The 19,780-nt window shown below is 48.1% G+C and carries 19 protein-coding genes and 1 pseudogene; 11 read left to right on the forward strand and 9 right to left on the reverse strand.

Features of this window, described 5'->3' with window-relative positions; genetic code table 11:
- Positions 1-164: 164 nt before the first annotated feature.
- The 6 genes from napC to M977_RS05470 all read right to left on the reverse strand — a co-directional run bounded on the left by napC (position 165) and on the right by M977_RS05470 (position 5,312).
- On the reverse strand, positions 165-767 hold the full coding sequence (gene napC, locus M977_RS05445; RefSeq protein WP_064512944.1) for a cytochrome c-type protein NapC: 603 nt from the start codon (positions 765-767) through the stop codon (positions 165-167).
- An 8-nt stretch (positions 768-775) separates the two neighbouring features.
- On the reverse strand, positions 776-1,225 hold the full coding sequence (gene napB, locus M977_RS05450) for a nitrate reductase cytochrome c-type subunit (RefSeq protein ID WP_064512946.1): 450 nt from the start codon (positions 1,223-1,225) through the stop codon (positions 776-778).
- A gap of 13 nt (positions 1,226-1,238) precedes the next feature.
- Entirely contained in the window at positions 1,239-3,725 is a 2,487-nt protein-coding gene (gene napA, locus M977_RS05455; RefSeq protein WP_064512948.1) for a nitrate reductase catalytic subunit NapA, read from the reverse strand.
- A complete protein-coding gene (gene napD, locus M977_RS05460) occupies positions 3,722-3,985 on the reverse strand; it encodes a chaperone NapD (protein WP_064512950.1) in 264 nt (87 codons plus the stop codon). The genes napA and napD overlap by 4 nt, the downstream gene beginning before the upstream one ends.
- On the reverse strand, positions 3,975-4,466 hold the full coding sequence (gene napF, locus M977_RS05465; protein ID WP_064512952.1) for a ferredoxin-type protein NapF: 492 nt from the start codon (positions 4,464-4,466) through the stop codon (positions 3,975-3,977). Before napF ends, napD begins: the two co-directional genes overlap by 11 nt.
- Before the next feature lie 237 nt (positions 4,467-4,703).
- On the reverse strand, positions 4,704-5,312 hold the full coding sequence (locus M977_RS05470) for a helix-turn-helix domain-containing protein (RefSeq protein ID WP_064512955.1): 609 nt from the start codon (positions 5,310-5,312) through the stop codon (positions 4,704-4,706).
- Positions 5,313-6,107: 795 nt separating this feature from the next.
- Here M977_RS05470 and M977_RS26090 point away from each other — a divergent pair.
- The 4 genes and pseudogenes from M977_RS26090 to M977_RS26095 all read left to right on the forward strand — a co-directional run bounded on the left by M977_RS26090 (position 6,108) and on the right by M977_RS26095 (position 7,337).
- A complete protein-coding gene (locus tag M977_RS26090) occupies positions 6,108-6,281 on the forward strand; it encodes a response regulator transcription factor (protein ID WP_425339039.1) in 174 nt (57 codons plus the stop codon).
- 105 nt (positions 6,282-6,386) lie between these two features.
- Entirely contained in the window at positions 6,387-6,755 is a 369-nt protein-coding gene (locus M977_RS05480; RefSeq protein WP_064512959.1) for a fimbrial protein, read from the forward strand.
- 14 nt (positions 6,756-6,769) lie between these two features.
- Positions 6,770-6,925: a hypothetical protein gene (locus tag M977_RS25185; RefSeq protein WP_157092041.1), complete on the forward strand. Its 156-nt coding sequence runs from the start codon at positions 6,770-6,772 to the stop codon at positions 6,923-6,925.
- Between the two features lie 227 nt (positions 6,926-7,152).
- A pseudogene (locus M977_RS26095) lies at positions 7,153-7,337 on the forward strand (fimbria/pilus periplasmic chaperone).
- A 295-nt stretch (positions 7,338-7,632) separates the two neighbouring features.
- Here the strand turns inward: M977_RS26095 and aegA are convergent.
- Positions 7,633-9,630, reverse strand: coding sequence for a formate-dependent uric acid utilization protein AegA (gene aegA / locus M977_RS05485; RefSeq protein ID WP_064512961.1), 1,998 nt, complete (start codon positions 9,628-9,630; stop codon positions 7,633-7,635).
- A 324-nt stretch (positions 9,631-9,954) separates the two neighbouring features.
- Between aegA and narQ the strand changes: the two genes are divergently transcribed.
- The 3 genes from narQ (at position 9,955) to acrD (ending at position 15,613) form a co-directional block, all read left to right on the forward strand.
- On the forward strand, positions 9,955-11,670 hold the full coding sequence (gene narQ, locus M977_RS05490) for a nitrate/nitrite two-component system sensor histidine kinase NarQ (protein ID WP_074391989.1): 1,716 nt from the start codon (positions 9,955-9,957) through the stop codon (positions 11,668-11,670).
- Between the two features lie 32 nt (positions 11,671-11,702).
- Positions 11,703-12,347, forward strand: a complete 645-nt coding sequence (narP, locus tag M977_RS05495) for a nitrate/nitrite response regulator protein NarP (protein WP_064512963.1) — start codon at positions 11,703-11,705, stop codon at positions 12,345-12,347.
- A 149-nt stretch (positions 12,348-12,496) separates the two neighbouring features.
- Positions 12,497-15,613: a multidrug efflux RND transporter permease AcrD gene (acrD, locus tag M977_RS05500; RefSeq protein ID WP_064512965.1), complete on the forward strand. Its 3,117-nt coding sequence runs from the start codon at positions 12,497-12,499 to the stop codon at positions 15,611-15,613.
- Positions 15,614-15,711: 98 nt separating this feature from the next.
- On the opposite strand, the gene ypfM is transcribed toward acrD, so the two are convergent.
- Positions 15,712-15,771, reverse strand: coding sequence for a protein YpfM (gene ypfM, locus M977_RS25190; protein ID WP_087867655.1), 60 nt, complete (start codon positions 15,769-15,771; stop codon positions 15,712-15,714).
- A gap of 411 nt (positions 15,772-16,182) precedes the next feature.
- On the opposite strand from ypfM, the gene M977_RS05505 reads away from it, so the two are divergent.
- The 3 genes from M977_RS05505 (at position 16,183) to M977_RS05515 (ending at position 18,023) form a co-directional block, all read left to right on the forward strand.
- On the forward strand, positions 16,183-16,539 hold the full coding sequence (locus M977_RS05505; RefSeq protein WP_064512967.1) for an ArsC family reductase: 357 nt from the start codon (positions 16,183-16,185) through the stop codon (positions 16,537-16,539).
- Between the two features lie 4 nt (positions 16,540-16,543).
- Positions 16,544-17,671, forward strand: coding sequence for a succinyl-diaminopimelate desuccinylase (gene dapE, locus M977_RS05510; RefSeq protein ID WP_034459089.1), 1,128 nt, complete (start codon positions 16,544-16,546; stop codon positions 17,669-17,671).
- A gap of 160 nt (positions 17,672-17,831) precedes the next feature.
- Complete coding sequence (locus M977_RS05515) at positions 17,832-18,023, forward strand: YpfN family protein (protein WP_034459091.1); 192 nt, start codon at positions 17,832-17,834, stop codon at positions 18,021-18,023.
- A gap of 95 nt (positions 18,024-18,118) precedes the next feature.
- Here M977_RS05515 and M977_RS05520 read toward each other — a convergent pair whose 3' ends face one another.
- Positions 18,119-18,637, reverse strand: a complete 519-nt coding sequence (locus M977_RS05520) for a phosphoribosyltransferase (RefSeq protein WP_209438598.1) — start codon at positions 18,635-18,637, stop codon at positions 18,119-18,121.
- 320 nt (positions 18,638-18,957) lie between these two features.
- Here M977_RS05520 and M977_RS05525 point away from each other — a divergent pair, with 320 nt between their 5' ends.
- Positions 18,958-19,758: a Cof-type HAD-IIB family hydrolase gene (locus tag M977_RS05525; protein ID WP_064512969.1), complete on the forward strand. Its 801-nt coding sequence runs from the start codon at positions 18,958-18,960 to the stop codon at positions 19,756-19,758.
- Positions 19,759-19,780: the final 22 nt, after the last annotated feature.

Consider the following 19,780-nt stretch of genomic DNA (forward strand, 5'->3'; position numbering starts at 1 on the left):
TCTGCTAAATACTTTTTGTCTTCTGGTTATGAAACGAGATTACCCTAAATAATCCGAGTTGCAGGCAGGCGGCAAGGCCGTAAGTCCCCAGCAGCATAGATAACTATGTGACTGGGGCGCACGGGTGCAGCCAACATACCTGCAACTCGAAGTATGACGGGTAATCAAAAACCGTTTTTTACTTCGCTCATATCCGGGAGCTTATGCGCAATCCCTTTATGGCAATCCACACAGGTCTGCCCGTCTTTGACCGCTTTATCATGCATCTTTGCCGCGACCGTTTTCTGGGCGGTGAAATCCATATAATCAAAGTTATGGCAGTTTCGGCACTCTTGCGAGTTGTTGTTCTTCATTCGCCGCCACTCGTTTTGCGCCATCGCCAGGCGGTGGTCATCAAACTTTTGCGGCGTATCGATTAAGCCAAACGCTTTGGCATATAACTCTTTGCTGGCCTGAATTTTACGCAAAATTTTAGGCCCCCATTCGTGGGGGACGTGGCAGTCCGGGCAGGTCGCTCGCACGCCGCTGCGGTTATTGTAGTGCACTGTCTGCATATATTCTTCGTAGACGTTGGCACGCATTTCATGGCAACCGATACAAAACTCTTCGCGGTTGGTCATCTCCATGCCGGTGTTAAAACCGCCCCAGAAAATAATCCCACCAGCGAAACCAATCAGCAATAACGTGCCCAGCGCCAGGCGGCTCGGGCGACGCCACCACTGCCACATACGCTTGATGATGCCAGGCTTACGGGTTGATTTATCCATAATGACCTCTAGTTCCCAAAGCCTTTAGACGGCGTGAATGTGTTTTCAACAATCGGCGCTGCATCGGTTTGAGGGACATGGCATTGCAGGCAGAAGTAACGGCGCGGTGCCACATTAGAAAGCACGTTGCCGTCGCTATCCATAAAGTGTGTCGGGCTGACGCGCGGCGCACCTGTAGTACGGTAATGTTCAACGCCGTGGCATTGAAGGCAACGGTTGGTGTTTTTACTCACCTGGTAGCCATCAACACTATGGGGAATCATTGGCGGCTGATTCACGTAGTTGAGCGCCATACGCCCCTGCTGTTTTGGCATATGGATTGACCCTTCTGGCGTACCAGAAACTTCGGGCGATTGCGTCAGGTCAACGCCGTTTGCCGCCCACAAAGCGCCACTTACCAGCAGTGTAAATGCCGCAACCCATTGAAAGAACGTTTTAGTCAGGATGGTTTTTTTCATGATTTAATCCCCCTTACACCTTCGCCAGTTTTACAGCGCATTTCTTATAATCCGTCTCTTTCGAAAGTGGATCGGTCGCGTCGAGCGTCAGGTTATTCACCAGTTGCGCTGCATCGAAGAACGGCATGTACACCAGCCCCTGCGGCGGTTTGTTGCGACCGCGTGTTTCGACAATCGAAATCACTTCGCCACGACGCGAGATAACTTTCACTTTGTCGCCACGGCGCAGATCACGCGCCTTGGCATCAAGCGGGTGGATAAACAAAACGGCTTCCGGGAAGGCGCGATGCAGTTCCGGCACGCGGCGCGTCATACTGCCGGTATGCCAGTGCTCCAGCACGCGTCCTGTTGAAAGCCACAGGTCATACTCCAGGTCCGGAGACTCCGCCGCAGGCTCAAATGGCAACGCGAAGATCACTGCTTTGCCATCTGGTTTGCCATAGAACTTGAAGCCCTCACCCGCTTTCACATATGGGTCGTGACCTTCGCTGTAGCGCCAAAGCGTCTCTTTACCGTCGACCACCGGCCAGCGCAGGCCACGTGCTTTGTGGTAATCATCAAACGGCGCGAGATCGTGCCCGTGACCACGGCCAAATGCGGCGTACTCCTCGAACAACCCTTTTTGCAGGTAGAAACCTAACTCGTGGGATTCGTCATTCAACTGCCCTTCAGCCAGTTCAGTGACCGGGAATTTGCTGACGTTCGAGTTAGCAAACAATACGTCGAACAGCGTATTGCCACGGTATTCTGGTTTCTGATCGACAAGTTCAGCTGGCCACACTTCTTCAACTTTGAAGCGCTTCGCAAACTGAACGAGCTGCCAGAGATCGGACTTTGCCTCGCCCGGTGCTTTAACCTGCTGACGCCAGAACTGCGTGCGGCGTTCGGCGTTGCCGTAAGCGCCCTCTTTTTCCACCCACATTGCGGTTGGCAGGATCAGATCCGCGCTCAGTGCGCTGATCGTTGGGTAAGGATCGGAGACAATCACGAAGTTACGTGGATCACGCCAGCCCGGCATACGCTCTTCGGTAATGTTCGGCCCGGCCTGCATGTTGTTGTTACACATCACCCAGTAAACATTGAGCTTGCCGTCTTTCAGCGCACGGTCTTGCGCCACCGCATGCAAACCGACTTTTGCCGGAATGGTTCCCGCAGGCAGTTGCCACATGTTTTCGGCAATCTGACGGTGTTTATCGTTGGTCACCACCATATCTGCTGGCAAACGATGGGAGAAAGTGCCGACTTCACGCGCCGTACCGCATGCCGATGGTTGGCCGGTTAAGGAGAATGGCCCGCAGCCCGGCTGAGAGATTTTTCCGGTGAGCAAATGGATGTTGTAAACCAGGTTGTTGGCCCACACACCACGCGAGTGCTGGTTGAAGCCCATCGTCCAGTAAGAGATCACTTTTTTGTTCGGATCGGCGTACAGCTTCGCCAGCGCTTCAAGCTGGTCTTGCGGCACACCGCTCATCTCAGCGGTTTTTTCCAGCGTATATTCAGCGACAAACGCTTTGTAATCTTCAAAGCTCATCGGCTCAGAAGCGTCAGAACCTGGGTTTTTCGCCGCTTTTTCTAACGGATGCGTCGGGCGCAAACCGTAGCCGATGTCCGTCACGCCTTTGCGCAGATTCACATGCTGCTTAAAGAACGACGCGTTGATGGCGTTGTTTTGAATGATGTAGTTGGCGATATAGTTCAGGATCGCCAGGTCAGTTTGCGGTGTGAAAACCATACCGTTGTCGGCCAGCTCGAAACTACGATGCTGGAAGGTAGAAAGAACGGCGACTTCAACGTTTTCATTCGACAGGCGGCGGTTGGTGATGCGGGACCATAAAACCGGGTGCATCTCGGCCATGTTCGAACCCCACAGCACGAACGCGTCGCCCTGCTCGATATCGTCGTAGCAGCCCATCGGCTCGTCCATGCCGAAAGTACGCATGAAGCCCACAACAGCTGAAGCCATGCAGTGGCGTGCGTTCGGGTCAAGGTTGTTGGAGCGGAAACCGGCTTTGAATAATTTAGAAGCGGCATAACCTTCCCATACCGTCCACTGGCCGGAGCCAAACATGCCGACCGCTTCCGGCCCTTTCTCTTTCAGGCTGGTCTTGAATTTTTGCTCCATGATGTCGAAGGCCTGATCCCAGGTGATGGGAGCGAACTCACCTTCTTTATCATACTGCCCGTCTTTCATGCGCAACAGCGGCTGCGTGAGGCGGTCTTTTCCGTACATGATTTTTGGCAGGAAGTAGCCTTTGATGCAGTTCAGGCCACGGTTAACCGGCGCATCCGGGTCGCCCTGGCTTGCAACAACTCGCCCGTCCTGGGTACCGACTAATACGCCACAACCGGTGCCGCAAAAACGGCACGGGGCTTTATCCCACTTGATAGCATCTTGTTTCCCGACAACCGCACGGGCAACACTCGGTACGCTAAGGCCAGCGGCGGCCGCCGCGGCTGCAATAGCGTTCGCTTTCATAAAGCTACGACGACTGAGTTTCATGGTGTTTCCTCACCTTGCTCATCCTGCTGGTGATAAACCAGCGACACCGCCAGCACGCCCGCAATATTGCGTGCCGACTCGATTTGATTCAGCAGCACGTCACTATGTTCTGCTTCCATAACTACGACCAATTTGCCGTGTTCAGCATCACTTGCCGCGACTTCGCTACCAGGTAGTTCGTTTAATGCGGCACTGACCGCGAGAATATTGTGTGGTTGCGCCTGAATGACCAGGCCTGCGACATGCCAGTTAGCTCGCATTTGCGTGCCTCATCTTGATGGCTGAAACCGGACAACCCGATATACATGCCCCGCAAGCGGTGCAATCGGTGTGATTGAGCAGAGGTTGTGCAATCCCATGCAAAGAAGGGCGAAATGAAATAGCCTGCGTGTCGCAGGTGTCCTGGCAGCTACGGCATTCGATGCTGTTTTTGGCCAGGCAATTATCGCCAATCAACAGCGTGTGTTCCCACGGGGAAACATCACGCGCCAGGAAGAGTTGTTCCGGGCAAGCTTGTGCGCAGGCGTAGCAAAAAGTGCATTCACCGTGATCGAAGTTAACTTCGGGGTAGCCACCCTGGCCGCGTTTCAGGACACGGGTTTCGCAGGCCGACAAGCAGGTATCGCAGCGAGTGCAATCCACAAGGAAATGGTTTTCATCTCCGCTCCAGGGCGGGCGGAAAGCAGTTGCGGAGCGTCGAAAGCTCCCGGTCAATAATCCACGTCGGGAAAAATCAGCCATAAGGCACATCCTTGCATCACAAATGCCAGCCTTCGCAGTGCAGAAGCCGGCAAACACATCTGTGTTATCTTCGTAATTTTCTACGGGTTTTTATAGAGTGATACGTTATGTGACAAAGGGGGAGTAGAGGCATCACCCTTTAGGGGTAAATGCCGGGATGGGATCAAAAAGAAATCGAGTTTGTTAGCGAAACCCATCCCCCGACACTGAGTCGGGGTGAATTTTGCGAAAATAAAGTTATAACTCAGTATGTTTAAGCCCTGTCAGTACCCCTCGTTGTATAGTGACTTTCTTCTGCACTTTCAGCTCACCTATAATTTTAAGAATGTAGCTTCTTGATAAACCTGTCTTCTCTTGTACATATTGTAGAGCAGTGATGCTGTATTTTATATTTGTTGGTTCTCCCTCCAGACGTTTCAATGTTTCACAAATCACTTCATAGGAAGACATTTGCGTCAGGATATCATTCCACTTGCACACCTTTGCGGCATAGTTGTGAACAATATAAAACATCACTTGCCAGAGATTTTTTTGGGTAATTATTTCAAAAGCCTGCTCACGAGGTAGTACCCGGAACACGGCATATGATGTAGTTTGTAAGTAGACATCTTCCATAATACCAAGGCCGCAAATTACTGGACCCACCAGACGCGCAACAATGTGTCTCCGGTCTCTGGAACGTATAGTAAGCTCACCTTCAAGCAGCATATAAAATTGCTTCTTTTGGTTCAGAAAAATAAGTGAGTTCTCTTCAAAGCAGACTTTTTCTGACTTTGGCGACAATCCAGCAATTATCTCTCTGATGCATTTAATGACTTTTGTGTTATCGGCGATAATGTTTGTCATCTTGATAATCTTATCTTTAATTTATGTTATTGGTTTTGAATATTACTGCGGGCATATTTCTTCGCTGGAGATTATATGTTAAGGCTGCCTTTTAAAATCTATAAGTACATTTTAGGATTAAATGTCTTATTTTGGAAAGTTAAACATTTGCACATATTGTTATTCATTTGTTGCTTTACATATCTAAAAATAATGATAGCTAGTATTAATCATTCTTAAAACTAGGGTATAAAAAAATAAGTCCATTAGCTTCTTGAATAACACCCATCCCAAAATAGACACTTCATCCAAGAATAGACACTTCCGCTAAAAACCCGAAACAGTAAGTAAAATGTACGGAATCAGAGCAAGGACGCAAAGTATCAATAGGAATGGTGCTATATGAAAATTATTATAATGTCTAATGATAATTATTTTTCTGAGGGGCTTAGTAATCTTCTGAAGATACACTCCCCTATCTTCGGATTAAGTGATATTTATCATTGCAATACTCTTTCTCAGGTACTGGCTTACAGAGAGCTAAGTAACATTGATCTTATTCTCACAGAGCTATATGGCAATAACGAGAGTGCGAATGATACCTATAATTTTATATGTAATATGAACGAACATTATGAAAAGGTAAAAGTAGTTATTATTGGGGACCCATGCATTAACTACTCGATTATTTTTGGCCCTTGTATAGCAGGCGTTTTAGACCGAAAGGTTACTACCAAAAATTTTGTTGCAAATGTGCATGGCATTACTGACCTACATACCAGGAAAATAGCATGTAGCAACGTAAAAATCAGTCACATGGAACGCAGCATTATTAACATGCACCTTACCGGTGAATCTAACAATGAAATATCAAGATTGTTAGGTATTAGTATGAAAACGGTATATACGCATAAAAAAAACTGCATATCCAAATTAGGACTCCGCAACAGAAATTGCTTGTCACTACATTTTAAATCATCGCTAATATAGAAGCAGGATATTTTCTATGAATCAAAGGAGAAGGAAAGAAGTTGTGCAGTAAAATAAATACCTAAGGACGATATTATATCACTTACAAAATTTATACGTATATGGATGGAAAAATATGAAAATCATTTTCAAAACATAAAGCTATCACTGCTCTTCCTCGCGACAGGAACAGCCTATGCTCAGTCCACTGTCACTTTTACTGGTGAACTTTCTGGCCAAAGCTGTAGCATTGCTGTAGAGAGTAATGATATTACCGTGCCATTTGCTACTATTCCTATCAGCACCTTTAATGCAGATGGCGTGAAATCAGTAAATAAGGATTTTACTATTGATTTAACTGATTGCCAGGACGTTATTAATACACCAGGCATTACTTTCACAAGGACCCAAATAAAAAATCCAATGATGGAGCCTCTATTTTTGCTAACAACTCCAGTGGTGGTGCAACCAATATTGGTGCCGTTATTTACTTAGGCAACGATGCTGTAGTGAAAAATACAGCAATGGCATCAAATGCTGTTATCACTGGTGGTGAAGGAACTATCGAAGCAAAGGCTAACCTGATCGCTACAGGGCAAGCGGCAAAAGGTAATACGGATGGCAAAATCAGTATTCCTGTAACATTTAATATTTCGTACAACTAACATTGGTTGGCGTAATACAAAACTTTAGGTTGATTATGAATTCCTTTATTAAAACTCTTATGTTATTTACGGTGTTAACTTCCCCATAGGCCAAGGCCAGTGTCATCGTGGATGTCACACGCTATGTCTTGAATGGTGATAAGACTGAGGCAGCGCTAGCTGTCGAAAACAAAGACAAAAATGTTAATCTTGTTCAGTCTTGAGTCGAACCCGCAGATAAAGATATCATTCCTGATGCTTTTGTTATTACGCCTCCATTATTTCGCTTAGGGGCTGGCGAGCGCAACACTCTACGCATTATCCGCGAAGCCAGCGTCTACCTGCTGATCGGGAATCCAAATATTGGCTTAATATTAAAGGCATCCCAGCATCAATAAGCAAATCGCAGTCACTCATATTATTTTTATTATAATAAACAATCCTTTTTTTCCGTACGATTTTTGGTGTAGCCTCTCTGAATAACAACCCAAAAATAACTTTGAAACTATTGAATGGTTTTTCATTGGTTTTGTCTTCTGCATTCATCACATGGTCTACATCAGTTTTCTTAGAGTCTTTAAAATATAGTATTTTTCTTACTGAGTGGTATGAGAGTCAGCTTTATCCGTCTTTGACAGCGACATAGCGCCAGTCCCAATACTGGTGCTATGTCATCATCAGCCGAACTTAGAACTTATACCGAGTTTACAATAAAGGGTAAACCAGCCTTAATTAAATCGTTGGGGTTGGACTTCAAGATATTCCATAATCCCTGTAGCAGCATGACGCCCTTCCGCCATCGCCGTGACAACCAGATCAGCACCACGGACCGCATCACCACCAGCAAAGATTTTTGGGTTGCTGGTCTGGTAGCGTAATTTATCTTCAACGCTGGCAAGGATCCTCCCCCAGCTATCAAGCTTCACACCGTGCTCTTCAAGCCATGGCATACCATGAGGGTGGAAGCCAAATGCCATAATTACAGCATCGGCTGGCATGATAAATTCAGAGCCTTCAATCGGTTCCGGACGACGGCGACCTTGCTCGTCTGGCTCGCCCATTTGGGTGCGCAGCATACGGATGCCCATCACTTGCCTACTGTCATCCAGTTCAATATTCAGCGGCTGCACATTGAACTCAAACATCGCCCCTTCTTCCCGCGCGTTTTTGACCTCTTTTTTTGAACCCGGCATGTTGGCTTCATCTCGGCGATAGGCACAAGTGACTTGCTGCGCGCCATGTCGCAAAGAAGTACGCACGCAGTCCATCGCAGTATCACCGCCACCGAGCACCACCACTTGTTTATCCGCCATATGGATATACGGCTCGTCAGGCAACTCTGGTAATCCCATCACCTGTTTAGTGTTAGCAATCAGGAACGGCAGCGCATCGTAAACACCCGGCGCATCTTCGTTCGGCAATCCAGCTTTCATTGAACGATAAGTCCCAACACCAACAAATACCGCGTCAAAATCAGCCAACACCTGTTGTAGAGAAATGTCGCGGCCAATCTCGGTATTGAGTTTGAATTCAATACCCATCGAACTGAAGATTTCACGGCGACGACTTAACAGCAATTTATCCAGCTTGAATGCGGGAATACCAAACGTGAGCAGCCCGCCGATTTCAGGATGGCGGTCGAACACTGTGGCTTTAATCCCATTGCGCGCCAGAATATCCGCGCAGGCTAGGCCGGCAGGCCCAGCACCAACCACGGCAACGCGGCGACTAGTTGGTTTGACATAAGAAAGATCCGGCGTCCAGCCGCTGGCAAAGGCTTTATCGGAAATATAACGCTCGATATTGCCGATAGTGACCGCACCATATTCATCTTTGAGGGTACAGGCACTTTCACATAAACGGTCTTGTGGACACACACGCCCGGTCACTTCTGGCAGGCAGTTTGTCTCGTGCGAAAGCTCCACAGCTTCCAGAATGCGCCCCTCTTTGACCAGTTCAATCCAATGCGGGATATGGTTATGCAGCGGGCAAGTCCACTCGCAAATGCTGTGCTCGCCACATTTCATGCAGCGGTCAGCCTGGTTTTCAGCCTGATTTTTATCAAAGGTGAGATAGATTTCATCAAAACCTGTTTTGCGCAAAACCAGGTCAATTTTATCAGGGTCCTGCCGCGCAGGAGTGGCGCGCATTTTTTCTACTTTACTTAAATCAGCACTCAGAGAAAGTTGCGGTGCTGTTTGCTGCGCGGTGGTATGCCACGGCTGAGATTCCTGAGCCGCAGAGCGTAAACGCCGGTTTTTTGCCAGGGCGGCAAGCGTCTCGCTATTAATTAATTTCAGCGCCTTGCTGGGACAATTTTCCACGCAAGCCGGGCCATTTTTACGGTCATGGCATAAGTCGCATTTATGGGCATTCGCTTTAACAGAGCGCCCATCATTAATCGGAGTGGTGAGAACCTGCATCGCACCAAACGGGCACGCTACCACACAGGATTTACAGCCAATGCACTTGTGTTGATTAACCTGAACACTGTCATTAACGCGTGAAATAGCTTCGTTGGGGCAACTGCTTGCACACGGAGCATCTTCGCAATGACGGCAAGTTACCGCATTGCGCCTTCCCTGATGTTTAATAACAGAGATCCGTGGCTGAAATTGTTGAGTGGTCAGAACATGCTTTTCATCATTGTGAGCCATTACGCAGGCGATTTCGCATGCATGACAACCGATACATTGCTGTGCATTGGCAAGAACAAAACGATTCATTTTTACCCCTTTGCCCGTTATCACAAACAGGAGGCTATTTTTTATGGGGGTATGTTATGACCTGGCAAAGTCTTCGCTGGCAATGGTCATTTGCCCAGTTTAATGCGAAATCTGCCAATAACCTGGTAAGGATCAATTTATTTTCGTGTTTAATGAAACATCGTTTTGCACCGGTTTGTTGTGCAAAGGTTGTGTTTCTGGTGTGCAGTGGTTAATTCTGTAAATTTGTTTTGGAAGGAATGCCGAAATATAGCCAACAAGAATGACTGACATCTTACGTTTCTGATACGTTTCGCTCTCAACTATTTCGATGGGTTATTATAAGTGATAGTAAAACGCTCGCTCTCCACGAGCCTTGCCCGAGCTTTCTTTTACATTATTCTGCTATCGCTGCTTTCAACAGGCATCGCGATGTTAACCCTTGCCAGCAGTTTGCGAGATGCCGAAGCGATTAACGTCGCAGGTTCGTTACGTATGCAGAGCTATCGCCTGGGATATGATTTGCAGGGCGACCGCATCAATCTGGACAAACATCTTGAGCAGTACAGCCAGTCACTGCGCTCTCCAGCCTTGCTTAAAATTGAAAAATTCTGGGTTCCTGCTGAAGTCCGTAACCGTTTCGCAGTGATTAACAATGCCTGGTCCGATATGGAAAACCATATTCGCCAGGGCGATTTGCAGTGGTACAAGGCCAACATTACTGGCTATGTGGCGCAAATTGACCTGTTTGTCCTCGCCCTTCAACATTATGCTGAACGCAAAATGATGCAGGTGGTGATAGCTTCAGTGGTAGGTTTTATTGCCATTTTCACGTTGGTCTTTTTCACCTTACGCCGCTTTCGCCACCAGGTTGTGGCACCTCTGAACAAACTAATGGAAGCAAGTCGCACTATTGAACGCGGTGAGTTTGATTACCCGCCGCTAAACACACAACTACCAAATGAACTGGGTTTGTTGGCACATACTTTCACACGCATGTCAGGCGAGTTACATAAACTTTATCGTTCACTTGAAGAGAGCGTGCAGGAAAAAACCCTGGACCTGCAGGAAGCCAATCAGACGCTGGAAGTGCTATATGCCTGCTCACAAGCCCTGACGGTCAGTACCATCGATCAGCACTGTTTTGAACGAGTGTTGCAGCAGGTACGCCAGAAAACACCGGTCAATTATCTGGAGATGAAAACGGGTGAAAACTGGAAAATACAGGAAGGCGTTCAACACGATAAGGAGGCATGGCAAACATTGCCGATCGTGCTTGAGAATAAAGAATTAGGTTTGCTCCGCTGGCAGGCTCCAGAAGGTGTTCCGCCGCTGCCATTAATGCAAAGTCTGGCAAATATGTTGGGCCGTGGCCTCTACTTCAACCAGGCGCAAAAACATTATCAGCAATTGTTGCTGATGGAAGAGCGCGCGACGATTGCCCGGGAATTACACGACTCGTTAGCGCAAGTGCTCTCTTATTTACGTATCCAACTCACGTTACTCAAACGTGCGGTACCGGCAGAAAACCAGCCTGCGCAGCGCATTATTGGCGATTTTTCCCAAGCGCTGAACGATGCCTACCGCCAGTTACGTGAGCTATTAACGACCTTCCGCCTGACACTTCAGCAAGCCGATTTACCTTCCGCATTGCAGGAGATGATTGCCCCGCTGCGCAACCAGACTGAAGCTGTTATTACCATGGATTGCGACATACCCACTCAGGCGCTGGATGCCTCGCAACAGGTGCATTTGCTGCAGATTATTCGTGAGGGTGTGTTAAATGCTATTAAACATGCGCAAGCACAAAAAATCACCGTAAGCTGTAATACATCGGTATCAGGGATTCATTCTGTGAATATTCTTGATGACGGAACTGGAATAGCCAGTCTGACGGAACCCGAAGGTCATTACGGCTTAAATATTATGCACGAACGCGCCACACGGTTAGGTGGCGAGCTGACTATTTCCCGCCCAGCAGAAGGCGGTACGTTGATTACGATGACTTTTCGTTCGCCGCCATCAGACCTGGCAACGCGCGAAACGCCGGTGAACCTATAACGATAATAATGTGAACAATATTGGGAGTTGTGATGAGTGAGAAAAATGTCTGCCAGGTATTAATCGTCGATGATCATCCGTTAATGCGTCGTGGCATCCGCCAATTGCTGGAAATGGATGACAGCTTTAGTGTGGTGGGTGAAGCAAGCAGCGGTGCAGAAGCCATTAGCCTTGCTAATCGCCTGTCCCCTGACCTGATTTTGCTCGATCTGAATATGAAAGGCCTGAGCGGGTTAGATACGCTAAATGCCCTGCGCCGTGACGGCGTCAGTGCCCGTATCGTCGTACTGACCGTTTCTGATTCACGCAGTGATATATTCACCCTGATAGATGCTGGTGCTGATGGCTATCTGCTTAAAGACAGCGACCCGGATGTATTGCTGGAAGATATACATCGTGGTGCAACTGAAGGCGAAGCTTACAGTGAGCAAGTTGCTGAATACTTACGCACCCGCAGCACCGACAAACGCAGTGACGACCCTTTTGCCGTCTTAACCGAACGTGAACTAGATGTCTTGCAAGAAGTCGCTAAAGGTTTGTCAAACAAGCAGATTGCCTCTGGCCTGCATATCTCAGAAGAGACAGTGAAAGTGCATATACGCAATTTGCTGCGTAAACTTCAGGTGCGTTCACGCGTCGCGGCAACCGTGCTTTTCCTTGAAAATCGGGGCTTCTAAGCCCTGTTTCAACAGGTAAAATACCTACATAGCACGAAAATAATTTACATTATCTCCTTATTTCCTCCACGTTTGGACTTGCTGTTAAGGCTAAAGTGACAACTGATATCAATAATCACAATCTGAAGTACTGACGAGGTCCTGACTGAATGGCGAATTTCTTTATTAATCGCCCCATTTTTGCCTGGGTGCTGGCTATTATTTTGTGCCTCACCGGCGCACTGGCTATTTTTTCATTGCCCGTAGAGCAATACCCCGACCTCGCGCCGCCAAATGTGCGAATCACTGCGAACTACCCTGGTGCGTCAGCACAAACGTTGGAAAACACGGTCACTCAGGTTATCGAGCAAAATATGACCGGGCTGGACAACATGATGTATATGTCCTCCCAAAGCAGTAGCGCAGGTCAGGCGACGATTACGCTGAGCTTTAAAGCCGGAACCGACCCTGATGAAGCCGTGCAGCAGGTGCAAAACCAGCTGCAATCCGCGCTGCGTAAATTGCCACAGGCGGTACAAACGCAAGGTGTTACAGTCAATAAAACGGGCGATACCAATATTTTGATGGTAGCGTTTGTTTCTGAAGACGGCAGCATGGATAAGCAAGATATTGCCGATTACGTTGCCAGTAATATTCAAGACCCGCTTAGCCGTATCGATGGCGTGGGCAGCGTTGATGCTTATGGCTCGCAATATTCGATGCGTATCTGGCTCAACCCGAGCAAACTCACCAGCTATCAGATGACCACGCAGGATGTGGTTGATGCCATCAGTTCGCAAAACGCCCAGATTGCCGTGGGGCAACTTGGTGGAACGCCATCTGTTGACATGCAGGCGCTCAATGCCACCATCAATGCTCAGTCGCTGCTGCAAACACCGCAACAGTTTAAAGATATTACGCTGCGCGTGAATCAGGATGGTTCAGTTGTCTCGCTGGGCGATGTTGCAGACGTTGAGTTAGGCGCAGAAAAGTATGATTTCCTGAGCCGCTATAACGGGCAGGCTGCGTCAGGGCTTGGGATTAAACTGGCATCCGGTGCCAACGAAATGGAAACCGATGCGCTGGCGCGGGCAAAAATTGATGAACTTGCGCAATATTTCCCCCATGGGCTGAAAGCAAAAATCGCCTATGAAACCACGCCATTCGTCAAAGCCTCGATTAAAGACGTCGTGAAAACATTACTGGAAGCCATCTTGCTGGTATTCCTCGTGATGTATCTGTTCTTACAGAATTTCAGGGCGACATTGATTCCGACTATCGCCGTACCAGTGGTGTTGATGGGTACGTTTTCGGTGCTCTACGCCTTTGGCTACAGTATTAACACGCTAACCATGTTCGCCATGGTTCTGGCGATCGGTTTGCTGGTAGATGATGCCATCGTGGTGGTGGAAAACGTCGAACGCATCATGAGCGAGGAAGGGTTATCGCCCAAAGAAGCGACCCGCAAATCGATGGGTCAGATTCAAGGCGCACTGGTCGGGATTGCGATGGTACTTTCCGCTGTGTTTGTGCCAATGGCCTTCTTTGGCGGCACAACTGGAGCAATTTACCGCCAGTTCTCGATAACCATCGTTTCCGCCATGGTGCTGTCTGTTTTAGTGGCGCTCATACTGACACCAGCCCTATGCGCAACGCTTCTCAAACCGCTGCATAAAGGTGAACAACACGGCCAGAAAGGTTTCTTTGGCTGGTTTAACCGCATGTTTAACCGCAACGCCGAGCGCTATGAACATGGGGTCGGGAGAATACTCGCCCGCAGCGTGCGCTGGATGCTGATTTATGTTCTGCTACTGGCCGGCATGGTGTTCATGTTTATGCGCCTGCCGACCTCATTCCTACCGCTTGAGGACACCGGCGTTTTCACCACCTCGGTGGTTTTACCGAGTGGTTCCACACAGCAGCAAACGACGAAAGTCGTTGATAAAATTGAACAATATTACCTTACCCAAGAGAAGGCCAACGTCCTTTCAGTGTTCTCCACCATTGGTGCAGGGCCTGGTGGCAACGGGCAGAACGTAGCGCGTATGTTTATCCGCCTGAAGAACTGGGATGACAGGGATTCTGATACCGGAAGTTCCTTTGCCATCATTGAAAGGGCTACTAAAGCGTTTCGTAAAATCAAAGAGGCTCAGGTTATTGCCAGCAGCCCACCAGCGATTAACGGCCTGGGTAATGCCGCAGGCTTTGATATGGAACTCCAGGATCACGCCGGCGCTGGGCACCAGGCACTGATGCAAGCCCGCAACCAACTGCTTGATATGGCGGGAAGTGATAGCTCACTAACCCGCGTGCGCCACAACGGACTTGATGACAGTCCGCAAATGCAGATCGATATAGATCAGCGCAAAGCACAGGCATTGGGCGTCTCCATTAGCGATATCAATAACACGCTACAAACCGCCTGGGGCTCCAGCTATGTTAACGATTTCATGGACAGGGGCCGCGTGAAGAAGGTGTATGTACAAGCTGATGCCAAATACCGCATGCTGCCGGACGATATTAACCAGTGGTATGTGCGCAATAAAGATGGCGGAATGGTGCCATTCTCAGCCTTTGCGTCTTCTCACTGGGAGTCTGGTTCGCCGCGCCTTGAACGCTATAACGGCTATTCGTCGTTAGAAATCGTTGGGGAAGCCGCACCAGGTGTGAGCACTGGGACGGCAATGGATATTATGGAACAACTGGTGCAGAAATTACCGGCTGGCTTTGGTCTTCAATGGACTGGCATGTCTTATCAGGAACGCTTATCAGGGGCGCAGGCTCCGGCGCTCTACGCAATCTCTCTATTAGTGGTGTTCCTGTGCCTGGCGGCACTTTATGAAAGCTGGTCAGTGCCGTTCTCGGTGATGCTGGTTGTTCCGTTAGGGGTAGTTGGTGCGTTGCTGGCAACCTGGATGCGCGGGCTGGAAAACGACGTGTATTTCCAGGTGGGGCTGTTAACGGTTATAGGATTGGCGGCCAAGAACGCCATTCTGATTGTTGAGTTCGCCAACGATATGAATGCCCAGGGCCGCGAACTGGTTGCCGCAACACTCGACGCCTGCCGCCAACGTTTACGCCCGATACTGATGACATCCCTGGCGTTTATCTTCGGCGTGTTGCCAATGGCAACCAGCAGTGGTGCAGGTTCCGGTAGCCAGCATGCGGTTGGTACCGGGGTGATGGGCGGGATGATTTCAGCGACCGTGCTGGCGATATTCTTCGTGCCATTGTTCTTTGTGCTGGTGCGCAGAAGATTCCCGCTCAAAGAACATTCAGATAGCTAACCAACAAAAAGCGACCTTAAGTGGTCGCTTTTTGTATGGCTCAAAGGATATTGAGAATAAGAACATCATGTTCCCATTGTATTTTTTACCCGGTTAGATCATTTACGAAGCATATCTTCAATGAAATCTTTCCAGTTCCCTAGTTCGTGCTCAATCATAACCGCCTCTCTTATAATTGCTTTAATTATACGTAATCCCTTCCATGGAGTGAAGCGGCATTACTTTGCAGCTTCACTGGCTATCTATCATCAAATATTGAGAGTCGACTGCGTATGGACTTAATTATTAGCTCAATAGGTATTTAATAATGTGACGAAACACTTGAAATAAAATGTTTCAGTTACTCCGCAGCTCTGCAAGCCACGAAAATCGGACTTTTCGTAGCACTCAAAGACTCTGAGCACTCTCAATGCCAAACGGCGATAAATTAATCAAAGCAGAAAAAGAATCTCTATTACCTAACTTTTAGATTAGCAATTGAGTTATATTTTTCCTTGCAACTTTTTTATCATTTTATTTATTCTAAATTGCTGCATAAATAATCACTGCCAAAAATAAGGATTTAACCCGTGATAATTCTCTACGGTATTAAAAACTGCGACACCATCAAGAAAGCACGCCGCTGGTTGGATACTCAAGGTGTGGAATATCAATTCCATGACTATCGTGTAGATGGGTTAGATGCCGAATTATTGAATAGTTTTATTGCCGAGTTAGGCTGGGAAGCATTGTTGAATACGCGCGGGACGACCTGGAGAAAGCTCGATGAAGCTCATCGCGCAAGTATTACTGACGCCGAAACTGCAGCAGCGCTAATGCTTGAAATGCCAGCAATCATCAAACGCCCATTGCTCTACGCGCCCGGTCAGCCTATGCTGCTGGGTTTCAATGAATCGAACTATCAGCAGTTTATCAACGAGGTATAGAGCTATGTCTTGCCCGGTTATTGAGCTGACGCAACAGCTTATCCGCCGCCCTTCTCTGAGCCCTGACGACGCTGGCTGCCAGGCGCTGATGATTGAGCGACTACGTGCCATTGGTTTTACTATCGAGCACATGGATTTTGGCGACACGCAAAACTTCTGGGCATGGCGAGGAAAAGGCGAAACGCTGGCGTTTGCTGGCCATACCGACGTCGTGCCTTCAGGTGATGCCGACCGCTGGATTAACCCACCGTTTGAACCGACTATCCGTGATGGCATGCTCTTTGGTCGTGGTGCTGCAGATATGAAAGGGTCGCTAGCCGCGATGGTGGTTGCAGCAGAACGTTTTGTGGCACAGAACCCGCGCCATAAAGGCCGCCTTGCATTTCTTATCACGTCTGATGAAGAAGCCAGTGCCAAAAATGGCACTGTTAAAGTCGTCGAAACATTAATGGCGCGCCATGAAAGACTCGATTACTGCCTGGTTGGTGAACCTTCCAGCACTGAAGTTGTAGGCGATGTAGTAAAAAACGGCCGCCGTGGCTCACTGACCTGTAACCTCACCGTTCACGGTGTACAGGGGCACGTTGCTTACCCGCATCTGGCTGATAACCCGGTTCATCGCGCAGCGCCAATGCTCAATGAACTGGTCAATATTGAGTGGGACAAGGGCAATGAGTTCTTCCCGGCGACCAGCATGCAGATTGCCAACGTTCAGGCCGGCACCGGCAGTAACAACGTTATCCCAGGCGATCTCTACGTGCAGTTCAACTTCCGCTTCAGCACGGAGCTGACTGACGAAGATATTAAACAACGCGTGATTGCCCTGCTCGATAAGTATGAGTTGCGTTACACCCTCGACTGGTGGCTCTCGGGCCAACCGTTCCTTACGTCACGCGGGAAGCTGGTGGATGCGGTAGTGAATGCAGTTGAGCACTATAATGAGATTAGACCGCAACTGTTGACCACCGGCGGCACATCCGATGGGCGCTTTATCGCACGCATGGGGGCGCAGGTGGTGGAACTTGGGCCAGTGAACGCGACTATTCATAAGATAAATGAGTGTGTTAACGCCGCTGACCTGCAAATGTTGGCCCGTATGTATCAACGCATTATGGAGCAGCTTGTCGCCTGACAGGTCGCAATTAACATTAATCATAGCCAGATTAATTGGTGTTGTGGCACGGCAGCCATGGAGCTTATCCCGATGAGCTTACTTGAGTAATTGATTCGGGTAAGTGAGTGCAGCAAACGCCGCCACAACGTCAATTAACAAGGCGAAAGAGGTTATACGCATGGAATGGCTATCGCATTATTGGTGGATCATCGTACTGGTGCTGCTTCTGGGGATTTTCCTTAATGTAATTAAGGATCTGAAGCGTATTGATCCGAAAAAATATATGGCGAATAAACCTGAGCTTCCTCCTCATCGTGACTTTAACGATAAGTGGGATGACGAAGACGATTTCCCAAAGAAAAAGCCTTAACTAACAAATGAGCGGGGAAATCCCCGCTTTTCAGACTACCGAGCCCTTCGCTTTTCTGGCATTCAGGCCAGTGTCTAAAGGCAAGCAGTCAAAACTTAACGTTTTAATTTGGCTACATAAGGCAGATTTCTGTACTTATTTTCCCATGGCATGCCATATCCAATTAATAAGTCATCATTTTCCATCTCATATGCATAATATTGTCTGACGGGGATATCTACTCGACCCGGTTTGACAAAAAGAACAGCAACGCTGATCGATTTAGGCGTGTGGTTTTCTAAGACAAATTGAACAAGGCGCTTCATCGTTCCGCCTGACTCAATGGCATCATCAATGATGATGACATCCCGACCGCTGATATCGATATTCTGATGGAAAACGATCGCTGAGTTATTATTCCTGTCGCCTGGCGTATGCGGGCAGGCAATATAATCCATATTAATATCAAAAATTAACTGCCGGGTCAGGTCAGCAGTGAAGAGGATCCCGCCCGGTACAACCGTAATAATGACAGCGTCATTAAAATGCTGATTGAGTTGTGCAGCAACTTTTGTCACACCCTCGGCAATAGCCGATTCACTAATTATAATTTCGCCAACATGTTCATGTTTCATAGAAATTTCTCTTTAGTTATCAGAGTAATCAACAGATTTAGAATTCGTTAAAACCCTTACTGGCCAGACTCGTTGCCGCCGGCAAGATCCTGCCCCCTCATACCTCAAACAGCGTATATTCTGAAAACAAATCTATCACAAACTATCACCGCAGCAATTTTTTAGATCTAAATATTGCACAAAAACACACTAACGAGCATCATCGAGCAACATTAGACCACCATTAAGTGTGCGTAATGTCGCACAAATCAACATGCTTTATGAGATTCGAATATCACCTGACGTCGTCATACACTCCACCACATAGAGGCTCTGACCTGATGATTAAACTTATTATTACTGACCTGGATGGCACATTTCTAAATAGTAACGGAGATTATGACAGGGCGTTATTCATGGAAGTCAGCGCAATAATGGCCGAAAAGGGTGTTCACTTCGCAGCCTGTACCGGAAAACAGTGCAACAGGGTTGAGGAGTTGTTTGGAGACTACAGCAGGAACCTGTGGATTGTGGGAGACAGTGCAACCCGAATCAAATACGACGGGAAATTTGTTTATCAGTCACTGATCAAAAATGAGTTGGGCTTACGCATCATTAATACCCTTCAGGAAGTTAGCTCTCAACATGTCATCATCGCCTGTACTTCAGAAGGGGCAGTGATCCGCGCCGACCTTGCGCAAAGGCTAAAGGATAAGGTACGAAATTCGTATTCTAGCATGGTTGAAGTAGACGACCTGGGTGCGCTGACATCTGATTTTGTTAAAATTACTGTGTATGACGAGGAAGGTCACTGCCCACAGACCCGGCCTCACCTGTCCACCTTCGAAAATGAAGTTTACATTGTGGTGTCAGAAGCGGCATGGATTGATATTGCGGACTATGGTGTTCACAAAGGAACCACCATACAAAAGCTCCAGGAACTGCTTGGTGTCAGTAAGCACGAAACCATGGCTTTCGGCGATGGCTACAACGATATTGAGTTGCTCGCAATGGCCGAATACAGTTTTGCAATGCGCAATGCCTTCGAGGAAACCAAGGCGGTTGCAAATTTTATCACTGGATACAATGACGCAAATGCAGTCCAGGAAACGATCAAACGGATGTTGGCTCTTCAGTCCTAACGTCTGCTTGCGCAAACCATCA

Origin of the sequence: Buttiauxella gaviniae ATCC 51604 (assembly GCF_001654835.1) — a bacterium.
Lineage (GTDB): Bacteria > Pseudomonadota > Gammaproteobacteria > Enterobacterales > Enterobacteriaceae > Buttiauxella > Buttiauxella gaviniae.